Annotated in this window: 21 protein-coding genes; 20 read left to right on the forward strand and 1 reads right to left on the reverse strand. The window is 33.9% G+C overall.

The window, feature by feature from the left end; genetic code table 11:
- The 11 genes from FYJ58_RS04760 (at nucleotide 1) to FYJ58_RS14705 (ending at nucleotide 6,220) form a co-directional block, all read left to right on the forward strand.
- Nucleotides 1–411: a DUF2634 domain-containing protein gene (locus FYJ58_RS04760; protein WP_154518025.1), complete on the forward strand. Its 411-nt coding sequence runs from the start codon at nucleotides 1–3 to the stop codon at nucleotides 409–411.
- Nucleotides 404–1,462: a baseplate J/gp47 family protein gene (locus FYJ58_RS04765; RefSeq protein WP_154518028.1), complete on the forward strand. Its 1,059-nt coding sequence runs from the start codon at nucleotides 404–406 to the stop codon at nucleotides 1,460–1,462. Before FYJ58_RS04760 ends, FYJ58_RS04765 begins: the two co-directional genes overlap by 8 nt.
- Nucleotides 1,452–1,991, forward strand: coding sequence for a putative phage tail protein (locus FYJ58_RS04770; RefSeq protein ID WP_154518031.1), 540 nt, complete (start codon nucleotides 1,452–1,454; stop codon nucleotides 1,989–1,991). Before FYJ58_RS04765 ends, FYJ58_RS04770 begins: the two co-directional genes overlap by 11 nt.
- Nucleotides 1,978–3,216, forward strand: coding sequence for a hypothetical protein (locus FYJ58_RS04775; protein ID WP_154518034.1), 1,239 nt, complete (start codon nucleotides 1,978–1,980; stop codon nucleotides 3,214–3,216). The genes FYJ58_RS04770 and FYJ58_RS04775 overlap by 14 nt, the downstream gene beginning before the upstream one ends.
- A 14-nt stretch (nucleotides 3,217–3,230) precedes the next feature.
- A complete protein-coding gene (locus FYJ58_RS04780; RefSeq protein WP_154518037.1) occupies nucleotides 3,231–3,998 on the forward strand; it encodes a hypothetical protein in 768 nt (255 codons plus the stop codon).
- 26 nt (nucleotides 3,999–4,024) lie between these two features.
- Nucleotides 4,025–4,504, forward strand: coding sequence for a hypothetical protein (locus FYJ58_RS04785; RefSeq protein WP_154518040.1), 480 nt, complete (start codon nucleotides 4,025–4,027; stop codon nucleotides 4,502–4,504).
- Nucleotides 4,494–4,631, forward strand: a complete 138-nt coding sequence (locus tag FYJ58_RS14700) for a hypothetical protein (RefSeq protein WP_205839154.1) — start codon at nucleotides 4,494–4,496, stop codon at nucleotides 4,629–4,631. The genes FYJ58_RS04785 and FYJ58_RS14700 overlap by 11 nt, the downstream gene beginning before the upstream one ends.
- Before the next feature lie 42 nt (nucleotides 4,632–4,673).
- Nucleotides 4,674–4,919, forward strand: coding sequence for a hypothetical protein (locus tag FYJ58_RS04790; RefSeq protein WP_154518043.1), 246 nt, complete (start codon nucleotides 4,674–4,676; stop codon nucleotides 4,917–4,919).
- 41 nt (nucleotides 4,920–4,960) lie between these two features.
- A complete protein-coding gene (locus tag FYJ58_RS04795) occupies nucleotides 4,961–5,170 on the forward strand; it encodes a phage holin family protein (protein ID WP_235912552.1) in 210 nt (69 codons plus the stop codon).
- Nucleotides 5,171–5,269: 99 nt separating this feature from the next.
- Complete coding sequence (locus FYJ58_RS15295) at nucleotides 5,270–5,365, forward strand: putative holin-like toxin (RefSeq protein WP_154518049.1); 96 nt, start codon at nucleotides 5,270–5,272, stop codon at nucleotides 5,363–5,365.
- Nucleotides 5,366–5,542: 177 nt separating this feature from the next.
- Nucleotides 5,543–6,220: a glycoside hydrolase family protein gene (locus FYJ58_RS14705; RefSeq protein WP_235912553.1), complete on the forward strand. Its 678-nt coding sequence runs from the start codon at nucleotides 5,543–5,545 to the stop codon at nucleotides 6,218–6,220.
- Between the two features lie 164 nt (nucleotides 6,221–6,384).
- Here FYJ58_RS14705 and FYJ58_RS04810 read toward each other — a convergent pair whose 3' ends face one another.
- A complete protein-coding gene (locus FYJ58_RS04810; protein ID WP_235912554.1) occupies nucleotides 6,385–6,864 on the reverse strand; it encodes a hypothetical protein in 480 nt (159 codons plus the stop codon).
- A 447-nt stretch (nucleotides 6,865–7,311) separates the two neighbouring features.
- Between FYJ58_RS04810 and FYJ58_RS04815 the strand changes: the two genes are divergently transcribed.
- The 9 genes from FYJ58_RS04815 (at nucleotide 7,312) to FYJ58_RS04855 (ending at nucleotide 15,709) form a co-directional block, all read left to right on the forward strand.
- The gene (locus tag FYJ58_RS04815; RefSeq protein ID WP_154518052.1) at nucleotides 7,312–7,740 is read left to right on the forward strand and encodes an ATPase, T2SS/T4P/T4SS family; all 429 of its coding nucleotides are present in this window, start codon (nucleotides 7,312–7,314) and stop codon (nucleotides 7,738–7,740) included.
- A 164-nt stretch (nucleotides 7,741–7,904) separates the two neighbouring features.
- On the forward strand, nucleotides 7,905–8,420 hold the full coding sequence (locus FYJ58_RS14710; protein WP_205839156.1) for a type II secretion system F family protein: 516 nt from the start codon (nucleotides 7,905–7,907) through the stop codon (nucleotides 8,418–8,420).
- 14 nt (nucleotides 8,421–8,434) lie between these two features.
- Entirely contained in the window at nucleotides 8,435–9,724 is a 1,290-nt protein-coding gene (locus tag FYJ58_RS15140) for a type II secretion system F family protein (RefSeq protein WP_154518058.1), read from the forward strand.
- Nucleotides 9,725–9,777: 53 nt separating this feature from the next.
- Complete coding sequence (locus tag FYJ58_RS04830; RefSeq protein WP_154518061.1) at nucleotides 9,778–9,951, forward strand: Flp1 family type IVb pilin; 174 nt, start codon at nucleotides 9,778–9,780, stop codon at nucleotides 9,949–9,951.
- 79 nt (nucleotides 9,952–10,030) lie between these two features.
- A complete protein-coding gene (locus FYJ58_RS04835; RefSeq protein ID WP_154518064.1) occupies nucleotides 10,031–12,355 on the forward strand; it encodes a DUF5702 domain-containing protein in 2,325 nt (774 codons plus the stop codon).
- 146 nt (nucleotides 12,356–12,501) lie between these two features.
- Nucleotides 12,502–13,275 (forward strand): hypothetical protein, encoded by a 774-nt coding sequence (locus FYJ58_RS04840; RefSeq protein WP_205839157.1) that lies wholly within the window; start codon nucleotides 12,502–12,504, stop codon nucleotides 13,273–13,275.
- A 14-nt stretch (nucleotides 13,276–13,289) separates the two neighbouring features.
- Nucleotides 13,290–13,724: a prepilin peptidase gene (locus tag FYJ58_RS04845; RefSeq protein WP_268892662.1), complete on the forward strand. Its 435-nt coding sequence runs from the start codon at nucleotides 13,290–13,292 to the stop codon at nucleotides 13,722–13,724.
- Between the two features lie 41 nt (nucleotides 13,725–13,765).
- Nucleotides 13,766–14,305, forward strand: a complete 540-nt coding sequence (locus tag FYJ58_RS04850; protein WP_154518072.1) for a TadE/TadG family type IV pilus assembly protein — start codon at nucleotides 13,766–13,768, stop codon at nucleotides 14,303–14,305.
- Nucleotides 14,306–14,389: 84 nt separating this feature from the next.
- Nucleotides 14,390–15,709, forward strand: a complete 1,320-nt coding sequence (locus FYJ58_RS04855; protein ID WP_154518075.1) for a DUF6382 domain-containing protein — start codon at nucleotides 14,390–14,392, stop codon at nucleotides 15,707–15,709.
- Nucleotides 15,710–15,744: the final 35 nt, after the last annotated feature.

Here is a 15,744-nt window from a genome sequence, read left to right on the forward strand (position 1 = left end):
ATGTTTCCGTATGATATAGATGATACAGAGGAAGAAACAGAAGAAATTGAAAAGGAAGATAGCGAACCAAAAGAGTACGAAATAGATTTCAAAACCGGACAATTAACTGGAAAAGTTGTAACAGGTTTGGAAGCAATCAAGACATGGGCATGGCTTGCATTACATACAGAGCGATATAGGTATCTTCAATATAGCTGGGATTATGGGAATGAGTTAGAAACATTAATAGAAGAACATTCGTGTAATCAAGAATATATCAATGCAGAAGCAGAACGGCTTATAACGGAGTGCCTGTCGACCAATGAATATATAACAGGAATTGAAGATGTGGAGTGTGATGTTATAGATGATAATGTCAGACTCCGTTTTCGTATTATTACAGATTATGGAGAGGGGGATATAGATGTTTGAAAATATGACATATGAAAATATTATGTCGGAAATGATGGATGATATGCCGGACGGAATCAACACACAAGAAGGAAGCCTAATTTACAATGCTTGTGCAAAACAAGCGTTGAAATTAGAAGAAGTCTATATTGCCCTAGAGTACATATATGAAAATCTAACACCGGAAACGATGGATGAAGAGCATCTTTTGTCTTATGCAAAAGAGCGAGGAATCAAAATAAAACAAGAAACAAATGCGGTTTTACAGGCAGATTTTGAACAGGAAATTGAAATAGGAACTAGATTCACACGAAATGATCTTGATTATATGGTTATAGAGAATATAGAAGGATATTCGTATAAATTAAAATGTGATACCGCAGGAACAATAGGCAATACAATGTTTGGGGAATTGTCCCCCATTGACTATATTGAAAATTGGCAAGGCGGAAAAATAACAAAGTTATTGATTCCGGCTGAAAATGCAGAATCAATCGAAGAAATAAGGAAAAAAATCCTTAATTCTTATGATGTAAAAGATTTTGGCGGGAATCGTTCCCAATACATTAAGTTTTTTCATGATTTTGAGGGTGTAGGAGCAGTAAAAATAAAAAGAAGAGAAAAAGAAACAGGATACATAACAGCGACTATTTTGGATGCGAATTATAACGTCCCTTCTCATGAATTGATTCAGAGAGTCCAGACAGCTATAGACCCAGAAGAAAATCACGGAGAAGGGGAAGGTTTTGCACCGATTGCACATTCGGTAATTGTGTATAGTGCAAAGGAAAAAAAGCTTAATATAAGAGCAAAAATTCAGTTTCAAGAAGAAACAGAAAAAGAAGGAATGAAAAGTTATATAGAAAGTGCGATAGATGGGTATTTAGGAGAAGTGAGGAAAGGGTGGGAAAATTCAGAAAAACTAACTGTACGAGTTTTCCAGATAATTGCATGTTTGGCAAAATTAGATGGAATCATGGATATAAATTCTGTTGAAATTAACGGAAGCAACGAAAATATAGAGCTAGAATGGAACGAAGTTCCAACAAGGGGAGAGATTGATGTCATTTAATGCACCAAAAATAATCGAAAACATAAAAGAAATAAAAATCATTTACGAATTAAATGATAAACGAGATGAAAAATTAAATGTAGCATTAAAGAAAATAGAAAACAATATGACCATTGATACAGCAACGGAAGAGTTGATGGAAAAATGGGAAGCAATTCTGAAAATAAATAAAAGTGATACAGATACATTAGATGAAAGAAGATTTCGAGTAAAAAGCAGAATCTTTCAAAAACTGCCTTATACAATACGTGGATTAAGGCATAAGTTAGATTCTCTATGTGGAGAAGATGGATACATTTTGGAAATAGATCATGACACGGAAAATATCACGTGTTATGTACAACTATTTCAAAAAGTAAAATTAAAAGAAGTAAAAAGCATGTTAGATGCTATTATTCCGCTAAATATGACGATTCAAGTAAAATTAAAATACAACACATGGGGAGATATGAAATCGACAACATGGAAAAAAATAAATAAATATAAATGGTGTGAAGTGAAAGAGGTAGTGATAGATGCGAAGAATTAGAGAAATTAAAGAAGATGAAATCGTTGATGTAGCTGTTTTGAATGATAATTTTTCAGCTTTGGAAGGGAAAAAAGCCGACCGAACCACACAGAACCCAGTAATTCTCCTAGCCGCGAATTGGACAGGCGAGTCAGCACCCTATACCTACACAATCGAGCTGGAAGAAGTAACAGCAGACAATACCATAACCCTTGTGCCTGCAGAGAATATTACAGCGGAACAATACACGGCTCTCCAGTCAGCACAGATAGAGGATGCAGAGCAGACAGCCGGCACGATTATCCTGCAAGCACAACATAAGCCGGCAATTGACATACCGATACTTGTGTTAATCGGAGATACCAGTGTACCGAGTGCCGGCGGAGGTGCTACGATACCACTCATTAATCACTTACTGACAGAGAACGCAGGAGTAGGAGCATTAGACGCTTATCAAGGGATGATTTTGGACGGAAAGATTGCTTGCCTTAGCAATCCTAACCTGTTGATTAATCCTGACTTTCAAATTAATCAGAGAGGAGAGAATACTTACTCTTCTAGTGGTTATACGGTTGACCGATGGATGATTCCAGATGGTATTTCTCTGCAAAAAAAAGTATATACAAAGCTCTTGAATCTAAGTACTCAAGAAGCTTGTATGTGGGTAAAGCAACCATTTGAATATCAAAAGTTTGCACACACGTATACCTTATCTATGAAAATAAAAAAAGATAGAGCAGACTTACAGTGCCGAATTGAAATATTTGGTAGTTCGAAGTCTTATTCCAAGGAAAGTAAAGAGACTACCGATTGGCAGATTATAACAGTAACTGCTACAGATTGTAGGCCCGAATATGTATCGATTATTACAGATAGAGGGGCAGCAGAAGGGGACTTTATGTGGATTGAATGGGCGAAATTAGAAGTCGGTTCACTAGCAACCCCGTTTGTACCACCGGACCCTGCAACTGAATTGTTAAAATGCCAGAGATACTATGAAAAAATAGATTCTTATGTTGTTCTGCCATATGCAGATGGTGGGTTGTCATCAATCCCGTTTAAAGTAGAAAAACGACTTTGGCCAACTGTAAAATTAGAAATAAAAAATGCTGGGAGTACAGCAACTACATCATATGAAGAAGTTGTAGCAAATTGTAGCTGTATTTCAAAAATAATTTCCAGTGCTGTATTGAAAAATGATATAGGATATTATGTTTCTGGTACAGTAGATGCAGAAATCTATTAGAAAGGGGTGAGAAAATGCCAGTCAATATTCATTTTAACCGCAATCCAGGCGGTTATGAATTAGCAAACAACCTAGAAACAGAAATTGCTGGGGTTGCTGCACTAGATGCGGTACAGGGAAAGAAACTAAATGATAAGATTAACGAAGCACTCGGTGCACAAGCTTTAGAACATTTTACCAAATTCCCATCTGATATGTGGAAAGGAAGAATAACCTATCATCGAATTTTCGGAAGCGTTCAAGGAGAGTATGACCCACTTCCAGGAGACCATAGATGTTATCATTATAATGCAATTACATATGGAGAAGCTAAAAGATGTACGCAAATTGCGATACAAGCTTATTACAGCGAATCCAAAGATATATATCCAAACGGATATGATAAAAAAGGATTCTATATTCGAACGCAGCACGATGACCTAGTATCGAAATGGACACGTATCATGACAAGTGATGACAGAGAAGTTCTGAAACCTCAAGAAGTTCTACAGTTACAAAATGGCTTTGAATTTTGGGGTGATTCAACTTATGGAGTAATCGGAAGAACAGGAAATTTGGTTCACATTAATTTCTTGCTAAAAGGAGGAACAGGAACACCCGGAGGAATAATATGTGAATTACCATATATTCCACTAAGCAATGAAATTCATTGTTTAAGTTTTGGAGATAAAATATTTGAAATAAGGACATTAAAGGATGGAATAATCAAGCTTGAAGGCGGTCTACCTTCCGAAGATACGAGTACTTGTTATTGCATCGAGTGTAATTATATATGTGTGTAAATAGAATGTAGAAAGGAAGAAAAACCATGACAAAAATTAAATTATTAGACAACACAACCTTAACATGCAAAGCAGTAGAAATCCAGAACGGGACATTAGTTTTGGAAACCACAACCGAGAAGACAGCGGAGGAATTACATAGAATATTCAGTAACAAGAGTAATCTGAATATTATCGAACTGCAAACAGAATCGGGAACAACCTTAGGTAGTAAGTACGGATTTGTATGCTATGCCGGAATAACACTATTAGGAGATGGATCTAAGAAAATTGAGTTGATCCAGGAGAAAGACCCAACAGAACAGAGATTGACAAGAGCAGAAACCCAAGCCTTACAGGCAAGTATGGATTCGAACAAGGCGGTAGAACAGACGGATAAAGTAGTAAATCAAATCAAAGAATTACAAACTGGAATGGAACAGGCGGTGGCAGAACTAACTATGTCATTATCACAGACACAACCAGCAAATGAAGAAAAGGAAGAAGGTGAAGCAGATGTTCAATAAGAATAGTATTGTAGTTCGAATTTGGGTGGATCTAATCAAAAAAGGTACCTACAAAAAAGAACAGGTACCAAAGTTGCAAAATCTACAGGAAGTCGTATACAGTCTTTTAGAAGAGCCGGCAGAGTAATTGTTTGGTTCTTTTTTAGTTTAAAAAGAAAGGAAATGGAAGATGGAAACAATTATAGCAGCAGGAATCTCAGCAGGAGTTACATTATTAGTTTGTGTCATCAACAACCGTTATCAGAGTAAGGAATTGATAAGCCTTATCACTTATCGTATAGGGGAACTAGAGAAGAAGGTGGACAAACATAACAGTGTTGTAGAGCGAACTTTTCGTTTAGAAGAATCGACTGCATTGCAAGAAGAAAAGATAAAGGTTATTAACCACAGAATCGAAGATTTAGAGAGAGGGTGAATAAAATGGAATTACTAAATGATTATGTAGTGGTGGTTGTTATGGCTATTTGTATGGCAATTGGATATATTATCAAAACTAGCCTGGAATTTATTCCAAACAAATACATACCGCTTATCATGGCTGTAATGGGAGTTATTTTGAACGTATGGCTGAATAAGAATTTTACACCTGAAATACTATTAGGTGGATTAGCGAGTGGACTCGCTTCGACTGGGACATATGAAGCAGTAAGAAATATTAAGAAATAATTGCCTGGAAGAAATAACCATGCTACAATAGAATACAAGGGATAACCGTGTACAGGGTAGTTTGACCTCTCATCACACAAAAGATGGGAGGTGGTGCATATGACAACATTTGAAGCAATCTATTTGATGTTGACATTTGGAACTTTCGTTCTAGCACTGCTTGCCTACATAGAAAGTAGAAACAAGCATAAATAAAAAATAACTACCCTTTGTCTTGACCGGACAGGGTAGTTATTTTAAACCCAATATTGAGGTCAACCACTTTGTGGGCGGTTTTCCCGTTTCTAATTTAACTATAACACAAGAAAATAAATTTTACAAGTAGATTCGGCACTCTTCGGAGTGTCTTTTTTGATGGAAAGGAATGATAGTATGAAAATAAGTCAAACAGGAATCAATTTAATCAAACAATTTGAGGGGTGTTATTTAACTGCATATAAATGCCCTGCTGGTGTTTGGACAATCGGCTATGGTACGACTGGAAAAGTAGACGGAAAGCAAATTTGCAGTGGCATGAAGATAAATAAGCAGAAAGCAGAGCAGTTGTTAAAGAAAGACCTGGAACAATTTGAAAAGGCGGTAAGTGCTATTGTAAAAGTTCCAATCAATCAAAACCAGTTTGATGCACTGGTATCGTTTTCTTATAACTGCGGATCTAGTGCATTAAGAAAAAGTACACTGTTAAGAAAACTGAATCAGAAAGACTATAAAGGGGCGGCGGAAGAATTCTTAAAATGGAATAAAGCCGGTGGAAAGGTCCTTGCTGGTCTTGCTAGAAGAAGAGAAGCAGAACGAAAGCTGTTTCTAGCCTCTAGCGGTGCGAAAGAGCCATCAAAAACGCATAAGACAACTTATCTTACAGTTACGGCAAATAGTGGCTTATTATGCCGAAAAACAGCGTCTATAAATGGACAAGTATTAGGGACATTTACAAAAGGAACAAAAGTAGAGTTATTAGATGGAAACAAAGAAATTTGGTATAAAGTCAAAGGAAAGTGTGTTGCCGGAAAAGTAATTGTTGGATATTGTAGTAGTCGGTATTTGGAATAAATTTGAGTTGACATTTTTAGTTCGTTGATATATAATGATGTTGTCAACGAAAGTTGTGGATTGAAACAAATATATAAAAATAAAAAGTCGAATCCATATAGGATTCGTGTATTGTTTAAAAGCCTTGGAGATGTACTTCAAGGCTTTTTGTTTATAAGAAAAATTTACAAAAAATCAACAACAAAAGCATTGCTGATAATTATTTCATCCTCATCGTTGCCGCCTCGTGGCATATCGCCACATATAACGGCATATGTGTCACAATCACTCCCGTACCTATAGACTTTCTTTGCGGCTATTTCTAATTTTTCTTTAATTTCATCCTCATCGTCAAAGCCGAGATCAATATATGTATCAATTGTACACACACCACTCAATTCTACTGGTTCTTCATCTATATCGTATTCTGCAATATCATATGAAGAACAATCATATTCTATATTCCAATCGTAGGAATTCCTGCAATAACTGCCAATGGAATAACTTTCAGATTCGTCCGGACACAAGCGGCGAAGACCAATCGTGTCAAAATGCCTACTTCCTTTCACTCCAAGATTTCTATTTCTTTCCTCTTGCAATTCTTTTATCTTTTTAATTACCTCTTTCATTTTGTTATACCCCCCATTAATAATTTTCGTATCCATATGTAACCGTCCTTATATTTTTGAGATTTGCTTTCATGATGTTCACTCGCTTTCTTTTGGTTGTTTGATCTTGTAACTTTATTGTAATATATAGTGGACATATATGCAATAGTGAAACTGTACAGATATAGAGAACATATTTTGTGCACATTTTATATAGTGGACATATAGCTAGGTGTGATATTATATAGTGGATAGCGAGGTGATAAAATGCCATACACAGAAGCCCAAAAAAGGGCAAGCATGAAGCATATAAAGGAAAAGACAGATGATATACGTCTGAGGGTGAAAAAAGGGCTAAAAGAAAAATATAGGAATGAAGCTAAAAAAAGAGGTATGAGTATGACGCAATTTATAGTAGAGTGCGTCGAAAAAGAAATAGAAAAACATTGACTTTATTATAAAAAAGAGAGAAGAAATGACAAGCGTTTCCCTCTCTTTTTTATTTTGCGACCAGATCGAATTGTAATTGGCGAAATAAGAGATGGGACTGCTGCATGGAATTTGATTCATGCGATGTCAAGCGGTCACGATGGAAGTATTTCTACCGGGCATGCGAATTCCGCACAAGATATGCTTATGAGATTATCACTTTTAATATTAGCATATCAAGAGATGCCTTTCATTGCAATTGGAAAGCAAATTGCTTCTGCCATAGATATTATAGTACATCTTGGAAGAATCAGGGACAAGACCAGAAAGGTATTGGAGATTAGTGAGGTATTAGGATGGGAAGAGGGAGAATATATCGAAAACACATTATTTCAATTCAAAGAAGATGGAGAAAAAGATGGACGGGTACAAGGCAGATTAGAAGCGACAGGGAACCAGCTTCAAAATCTTCAAAAAATTGTGAAGGCAGGCATTTCTTTATAGGGATTTTACTAGTATGTTCTTTAGCGTATCTTTTTTATGAAAGTGTGATTGCAGTTATATTATTTTCACCCTTTGTTTTTGTATATGTAAAAAAGAAAAAAGAGCAGGATTTAAAACGGGAGCAATGGGAGTTAAATTTACAGTTTCGGGAAGTTTTAACTGCTATGGCAGGAGCACTAAATGCGGGATATTCATTAGAAAGCAGTTTTGAAGAAGCGCTTTTGGATTTAAAGCCTTTGTATTCTGACAATAATCGTATGATGAAAGAGTTGAAACGAATAATATATGAACTAAAGATGAATCAGACGGTTGAATCTGTACTTACTGATTTTGCGAAACGCAGTAAAGTAGAGGATATTGAAACATTTGCAGAAGTAGTTGCAATATCAAAAAGAACAGGAGGTGATATGATACAGGTGATTTCACATACGGCTAGAAACATTGGAGATCGAATTGAAGTGAAAAGACAAATTGCAACAATGACGGCCGCAAAAAAATTAGAAGTAAAAATAATGAGTAGTGTTCCGGCAGGAATTATTATCTATATGAAGCTATTTTCAAAAGATATTATGGGAGTCTTATATCACAATATAGTTGGTATCGGAATCATGAGTGTGCTTTTGTTATTGTATATCAGTGCTTATCTATTATCTATACGGATAGTGGAAATTAGTCTATAAAGGATGGTGGCGGAGTGGAAAAAAGAATAAATTATTTAAGACAAAAGCTGCAAAAACTGAGTCCTTTAGATGATCCAACGGAGGTGTTTCAGCGATTTTTAAAAAGACAGGCATTTCGCGCTATACTGTGTTGTCTGGGAGGAATTCTATTTAGCTTTTTGATTCTTTTTTCTGGAAGACAGAAAGAACTTTGTTATAAAAATAAAATTGAACGCCCACCATATGGAGAAGCGGACAAACAAGTAACGCTTTTGATAAAACCAGAGGATGAAGCAATTGAAGAAGAACAGATTACATTTGAAATATCGCCTAGAGAATATAACTATGAAGAATTTAAAAGAGAAGTAGAAAAAGGAAAACAATACGTGAATCAAACGATTTTAAACAATAATCAATCATTTGAGAAAGTTAAAAGTAATTTGTTTTTTGCGGAGCGGGTTGAGAATTCTTTTTTACAATTGCAGTGGCATACAGACAAAGAAGCAGTTGTATCCTCAGAAGGAGAAGTAAATAATTTTAACTTAAAAACTAAAGAGCTGGTTACAATTACGGTGACTTTTTTATATAAAAAATATGAGGCATCCTACCTTTTAATGATTTACGTATATCCGCCTGACTTATCAATAAAGGAAGATTTTCGGTACAAATTAAGACGGGCAATTCAATTAGCCGAGGAAGAACGAACGAATAAGATGGTTTCACTTCCAAAGCAAATAGATGGAAGAAAAATGATATATTCAGAACCAAAGCTTGATTGCAAATTGTTTGTTTTTATACCAGTTTTAATAGCTTTTATAATTTTTGAAGGTGCAAAAGAAGAGTTAAAACGAGCGGAAAAAAGGCGTAATCAGCAATTAAAAATAGAATATCCGGAAATTATGAACCAGATTGCAATCTTGTTGAGTGCAGGGATGACAATTCGTGGAGTATTTCAAAAAATAGCAGAACAATATGAACAAAAAGGAAAAAAGGGAAAAAGAAATTATGGCTATGAGGAGATTGCAGTAACCTATTATGAGATGCAGAATGGACTGTCAGAGGCAGAAGCATTAGAACGGATGGGAGAAAGAATTCAGATAATGTCTTATCGCAAATTAATGACATTATTATCCCAAAATGGAAAAAAGGGAAGCAGAGATTTAATTAATTTACTAGAGATAGAAGCTTATAGTGCATATGAAGAGCGAAAGGAGATGGTAAAGACATTAGGAGAAGAAGCAGGTACAAAACTTTTAATTCCTATGCTAATTATGTTGATAATTGTATTAGCAATAATTATCGTACCTGTCTTTATGACATTTTAATTATGCTATAGAAGAGAAATGCAAAATAGTTTATAAAAAAAGGAGGCACATGGATGAATCAGTGGAAAGAATTTTGGAATGAAGAAGATGGAGTTGGTGTTGTAGAAATCGTGTTAATTTTGGCAGTATTAGTTGCACTTGTATTAATATTTAAAAAGCAAGTAAAGGCATTGGTTGATGAAGCATTTAAAAAGATTGGTGAAGATAAAAAATCTATTATTTCATAGTAAAATTCACAGAAAGTTGGTGCAGAATGTGTATACTCTTACAAAACAGCAATTTTTGTGTGGAGAAGTTACGGTTTTTTTGAGCATTGTTCTTATACTGATGCTATCTCTAATCGGTACATTATTAGAGTCCGCACGAATTGATGTAGCAAAGGGAAAAGCCTCTCGGATATTGGACAATTCTATGAATTACATTTTTTCGGAATATTGCAGACCTTTATGGGAAGATTACCATGTTTTTTTTCTGGAGGGCGAGGATTCGGAAGAACTTATGAAGAAAAAATTAATTCCTATTCTTGACCAGTGTGAAAAATTTTCTTTGGAAATGGAGAATCAGGAACAAAATTTTTTGAAGCTTAATATGCTTGGGTTGGAAAAATTAGAAACAGAAATAGGAGATTTTATTTATGCAGATAGTAAAGATGGAGCTGTCTTTGGAAAAGAAGTTACAGAATACATGAAATATCATTTGTTGGAAAATGAAACGATAAAGGAACAGAAATTTTTTCAAGATTTTTCTACGATGAATCATACGATGAAGGTGATTCATGAACAGTTAAAAGCAGAAAAGAAAATGGGGGAATATAATAAAAAGATTCTTCAGATTATCGGAGCAATTGATGGGATTTTTGTTGGAAAAAATGGTATAGAACGTTCTTGGAGCGGAAAGCTTAAAGCACAGCCGGATTTTGTCAAACAGATCTGTCCTGATGTACCAACGAAAAGAAATGTCGGTATATCAAATGATGAGATATGGCAACTATTAAAGTCATATTATATAAATCCAATTGTATTGCTTGAAAATATGGAGAAGGAATTACGCAATTTAGATGAAAAGCGCAGAGAACGGGAGGCAAAAGAAAATGAAAAAATGGAACAGAATGACAAAAGAAAAGAAGAAACTTTTATCCGATTGAGCAAACTGGATTTTCCTAACAAATTAATACATAAAAATGCGGAACAAAATAAATTAGTAACAAAGATAAAAGAAATTATTAACATAATAGAGCAGATTGAAAAATTATATTCTGACTTAGAAAAAGAAGAACAAGAAAAAACGAAACTTATGAAGCAGTGGAAGAATGTTTATAATCAAGAACGAGAAAAACTTCCACTTGAGTTTCAGAGCTCTATGGAAAAAGAAATGAATTGCATTAGTAATGAGAGTGGGGAACTGTCAAGAATTAAAAATAATATTTGGAATATAAAGCCCTATTTAATTGAAAATAAAAAAATTTTACAGCAGGCACAGGTGATAGGAAGCGTAACATGGGGAGATGGAGAGCAAGAAATTAAAGATAATCTGCGCCTAGTGGCTGAAGTAAAAAATATAATAAGCAAATATCATGTAAAGGAATTAGCTTTTGACTATAAAGGTTTTATAAAGAAAAAAGAAAAAAATCCAATAAAAAGTATACCAAGTGATATGAAAAAAGGGGTCTTGCCATATGTAATTGAAGATACTAATTTAATTTCTAAAAAGGAAAAACAATACGACACAGACAATCCAACAACTGATTGCAAAATGAATAATTTTAGTGATTTAGGGAGCATAAATGAATTTAACAAAATATTTAATGGAGAACAATGGTTGAAGCAGCTGGTAGAAGAAAAACTGGATTCAATTTGTTTATCAAAGTATATCAAATCCCATTTTAACAATTTTCATAAAGCAGGTGAAAGAACAAAAAAAGCAAAGAAAAAGATAGATACGATAGATAAAAATGAAAAAGAAACAATTTTAGATTATGAGCAAGAATATATAGTCGGAGGTAAAAAGAGCGATTGGGACAACTTGGAAACGGTAGTTATGCGATTACTTTTAATGAGAGTTATCTTTAATTACTATTATTTATTTACTGACAAGCAGGCGTCAACAAAAGCTTATATAACGGCACAGGGAATAGTGGGATTTACATGTATGGAACCTCTTGTTCAGTTTACGAAGCAGTTGATTTTATTAGTATGGGCAGTAGAAGAAGCAATTATTGATGCAGGTGGATTGTTGGCGGGAAAACAAATAGCGTTATGGAAAGATAAGGCTTCATTTATGATGAAGTATGAAGAACTTTTGAGATTTAATAAAAAATTCGTACACAAAAAAATAAAAGAGATTCCAAAAGGAAAAAAGATGATTTTGTCCGATTACCAGTCATATTTGGGATTTTTAATAAATTTTACAAAGTATAAAGCAAGACTGGAACGGACAATGGACGAGATTGAAGACAATATGCGTATTCGCTATGATGAAAATTTTAAATTTTCTTCTTGTGTTTATGGATTTTGTGCAATTGAAAAATATTATTTAGCACCAAAATTTTTGCAGTTGCCTTTTGTGGTCAACTTTATAAAGTGTGATAATTCTGGTTGGACAATAGAAGAATCAAAGACACAATGTTATTGAAGAAAAAAGAGGCGGGGATAAACAGGGACATCCTTTCGATTCCTATAAAAAACTATAGTTACAAAGAAGCACTCTCAACACAGAATATCCCTTAATTTTCCGAAAGGATGTCTCTGTTTATCCTCGCCTTAGAAAGAAGGAAAACTATGAGAACAAAAGATTATCGAGGTTCCATGACGGTTGAAGCTTCTTTTGTACTTCCAATTTTCTTTTTTGCAATTATGTTTTTTATTTATTTCTTTCTTATTTTATCGGTTCAGACAATTGTCGGAGAAAGCTTGTTGCAGACAGGTAGATTTTTATCGAAGTATGGAACGGTAAGGGAAATAAATAAACCAACATTACAAGTAGAGTTTCAAAAGAATTTGAGCCTTAATTCTTTAAATTCGTCTTGTATAAAAGGCGGAAGATTAGGAATAAGACTTATTTGTGAGCGTTCGGGAATAAAAGAAGAAGAGATAGTAATATCCGCAGTATATAAAATTCGGATACCGGTTTTCGTTTTTAAGGTTTCATCCATTTCTGCAAAGCAGACATTGAAAACCAGATTATTTATAGGGAAGAATATGAAGAACAATAGTGGTGATGGGGTGGAAACGGAAAAAGAAAAAAATGATGTTATTGTATATATAACGGAAACGGGAGGAGTTTATCATAAAAACAAAAATTGTAGTCACTTAAAATTATCCATAAAACCTATTTTGTTTGATGCAATAGAGCAGGCTAGAAATATTGAAGGGGGAAAATATAAAAGTTGTGAGCGTTGTGGAAAAAGACAAAAGAAACAGGATATTGTATTTATTGCATTAGATGGTGACAGATATCATACCTCACTACAATGTTCAGGACTAAAGAGAACAATTATAGGGATTAGCTTGCAAAAGGTAAAAGATTGGAATTGTTGTAAACGATGTGGATAGAGAGAGAAGGTAAAATGAAATATTATTTTATTTTTTGTTTATTAAGTATTTGCGGGTGGTTTGATTTGAAATATAGGGAAATTCCACGTATTACGTTGTGCTTTGGAGCAATTGGTGCTAATTTACTTCTTATAATTCAGATTTTTGAAGGAAATAAGGTCTGGTGGGATTGCTTGGGTGGCATGTCAGTAGGAATTGTATTGGTTTTAATAAGTATTGTGACGAATCAGCAGATAGGAATTGGTGATGGTATTTTGTTTGTACTTACAGGAATTGGACTTGGAACGATTGAAAATATTATTTTACTTATAAGCAGTTTATGTATAACGGGTCTAACCAGCTTGGTGTTGTTAACAACAAAAAAAATAGGAAGAAAAACTGCATTGCCCTTTATTCCATTTGTTTGGGCAAGTTTTGTTGCTGAAATATTTTTTAATCGATTTCTATAACAAAAAATAAGAGGTTGAATTAGAAAGACAGGAATGTAAGGTTGAAAACACGGAAAGAATATTGGATTAAAAAAAGAAAGACAAAAATAAAAGGAAGTTTTACAGTAGAGGCAGCATTAATTCTTCCCATTATTTTAAGTATTATTTTTTCGCTTTTCTATGTAGTATTTTATGTACATGATAAAGTGAGGGCAGAAACGGGATTGTATCAAACGCTTCGGGCGACAGAGCAGGAAATATATGTAAGAAAAATGGGGTATAAGTGGGAAGATAAGCACTTTTTATTTGACCAAGGTTTTTTTCTACTTAGAAAAGAAAGTGAGAGCAATGAAAAAGGTGTTATTTTTATAAAAGAGAAAATAACAATGAAAGGAAGATGTTCGATTGTTTATTTGGAACAATGGTTAAAGTCGATAAGGCTGGAGTTTAAACGAAGTTTGCGAATGGTCTTATACAATCCGACTGAATTATTAAGGTTTAAAGAGAGTTTATTAGAGGATGAAACAGAAGATAAGGTTATCGATAAGCAATTAGAATATGAGCAGAAAAAAATAGAACGGATAAAAGATTTGATGAGATAAATCAAAGTATCGTTTTGAAGTAAATTCGAGGAAACAGAGTGAAAATGAAATAAGTAAGAAAAGGTAGAATAAGAGGGGAGAAGGATGGAGTATAAAAAGGACTTTCATAAGAACTATTTGCTTTTAAATGGAAAGGCGGAAGAAGGAGAGCATTATAGCATGCAAATGATTCTTCAGAAAGCTGTGCCGTATGTACTACCGTTGAAAGTGCAACAGTTGAATGAGGAGGTCAGCTATTGTTATGATATTACAGGTCTGCAATCAATCAAAGAGTTTGTAGAGAAAAATTTGTTAGGAAAGCAAATAGTAAAGAATTTATTTCATTCTATTTTAAAACAAGTAGAAGAGAGTAAGAAGTTTCTTTTAAACGAAGATGATTTTGTTTTTACACCGGAAACTATTTTTATCAATTATGAAAAACAAGAATTTTATTTTTGCTATTGCCATAATTATAAGAAAAATATAAAAGAACAAATTGTTGATGTGATAGAGTATATTCTTGATTATATTGATTATGAAGATAAAGAAGCGGTTGTAATGGTGTATAGTTTATATAAAATTAGTAAGCAAGAATTTACTTATCAAAAATTCTCGGAGATTTTGGGTGATTCCGAGTGCTTTTGTTGGGATAGAAATAAAGAGTGGGACAAAGAGAAAAGAGAGCAGTATCAAACAAATGAGGGGAAGAAAACGGATCAGTTTTATAGTGAAGAAAACGGTGTGAGGACATTTGAGCAGGAAAAGAGCGGAATTAATGAGGAGATAAAAGAAGACTCATTGTGGCAGTCGAAAGAGGAAAACAAAGAAAAATATCCAATGTGGGTGTGGATTACTTTTGTTTGTTCTGTCATTATATGTCTGATAATTCTTATTGTTGCAGGAATAAGCGGGTATTTATTCAACAGAGAAACGGGCGAGCTATACCTTATTAAGTTAGTAATACTGTTTGGTGCAGTTGGTGTTTTGGAAGTTGGTTTATTGAACTGGATTCTTCAGGAAAAACATAAAATAAAAAAATTGCAATGTGAATCACATGGGGAGAAAGAACAAGAGGTTTATTGGGAGGAAGAGGAAGAAACAGTTGTGCTTTCATCGACAGAAGAAACAGAATTTTACCTGATACCAATTAACTCTGATTTATATCAAGAAATTTTAATTGAAGAATTCCCTTTTTTTATTGGGAAGATAAAAGAAAAAGTTGATGCTAGAATAATGGCACATAGCATTAGCAGATACCATGCCCGAATTGATAAAAATACAAGAGGTTTTTATATTACAGACTTAGGTTCTACAAATGGCACATTTATTAATGGTTGTCGGATAAAGCCAAATCAAAGCAAAAAAATAATGATAAACGATGAAATTGCTTTAGCTGATATAAAGTATAAATTTCTTTCTAAATAATTTACTATTTATTTTATGATTTGTTAAGATTGTTT

This window comes from Velocimicrobium porci (genome assembly GCF_009696045.1).
Taxonomy (GTDB): Bacteria; Bacillota; Clostridia; order Lachnospirales; family Lachnospiraceae; genus Velocimicrobium; species Velocimicrobium porci.

Coding starts and splice junctions, on each gene's coding strand:
- FYJ58_RS04810 (WP_235912554.1), bottom strand. CDS start 6,864: ATGGATACGAAAATTATTAATGGGGGGTATAACAAAATGAAAGAGGTA.
- FYJ58_RS04770 (WP_154518031.1), top strand. CDS start 1,452: ATGTCATTTAATGCACCAAAAATAATCGAAAACATAAAAGAAATAAAA.
- FYJ58_RS04790 (WP_154518043.1), top strand. CDS start 4,674: ATGGAAACAATTATAGCAGCAGGAATCTCAGCAGGAGTTACATTATTA.
- FYJ58_RS04760 (WP_154518025.1), top strand. CDS start 1: ATGTTTCCGTATGATATAGATGATACAGAGGAAGAAACAGAAGAAATT.
- FYJ58_RS04780 (WP_154518037.1), top strand. CDS start 3,231: ATGCCAGTCAATATTCATTTTAACCGCAATCCAGGCGGTTATGAATTA.
- FYJ58_RS15295 (WP_154518049.1), top strand. CDS start 5,270: ATGACAACATTTGAAGCAATCTATTTGATGTTGACATTTGGAACTTTC.
- FYJ58_RS14705 (WP_235912553.1), top strand. CDS start 5,543: ATGAAAATAAGTCAAACAGGAATCAATTTAATCAAACAATTTGAGGGG.
- FYJ58_RS04855 (WP_154518075.1), top strand. CDS start 14,390: ATGGAGTATAAAAAGGACTTTCATAAGAACTATTTGCTTTTAAATGGA.
- FYJ58_RS04845 (WP_268892662.1), top strand. CDS start 13,290: ATGAAATATTATTTTATTTTTTGTTTATTAAGTATTTGCGGGTGGTTT.
- FYJ58_RS04775 (WP_154518034.1), top strand. CDS start 1,978: ATGCGAAGAATTAGAGAAATTAAAGAAGATGAAATCGTTGATGTAGCT.
- FYJ58_RS14700 (WP_205839154.1), top strand. CDS start 4,494: ATGTTCAATAAGAATAGTATTGTAGTTCGAATTTGGGTGGATCTAATC.
- FYJ58_RS14710 (WP_205839156.1), top strand. CDS start 7,905: ATGGCAGGAGCACTAAATGCGGGATATTCATTAGAAAGCAGTTTTGAA.
- FYJ58_RS04795 (WP_235912552.1), top strand. CDS start 4,961: ATGGCTATTTGTATGGCAATTGGATATATTATCAAAACTAGCCTGGAA.
- FYJ58_RS04840 (WP_205839157.1), top strand. CDS start 12,502: ATGAGAACAAAAGATTATCGAGGTTCCATGACGGTTGAAGCTTCTTTT.
- FYJ58_RS04785 (WP_154518040.1), top strand. CDS start 4,025: ATGACAAAAATTAAATTATTAGACAACACAACCTTAACATGCAAAGCA.
- FYJ58_RS04765 (WP_154518028.1), top strand. CDS start 404: ATGTTTGAAAATATGACATATGAAAATATTATGTCGGAAATGATGGAT.
- FYJ58_RS04830 (WP_154518061.1), top strand. CDS start 9,778: ATGAATCAGTGGAAAGAATTTTGGAATGAAGAAGATGGAGTTGGTGTT.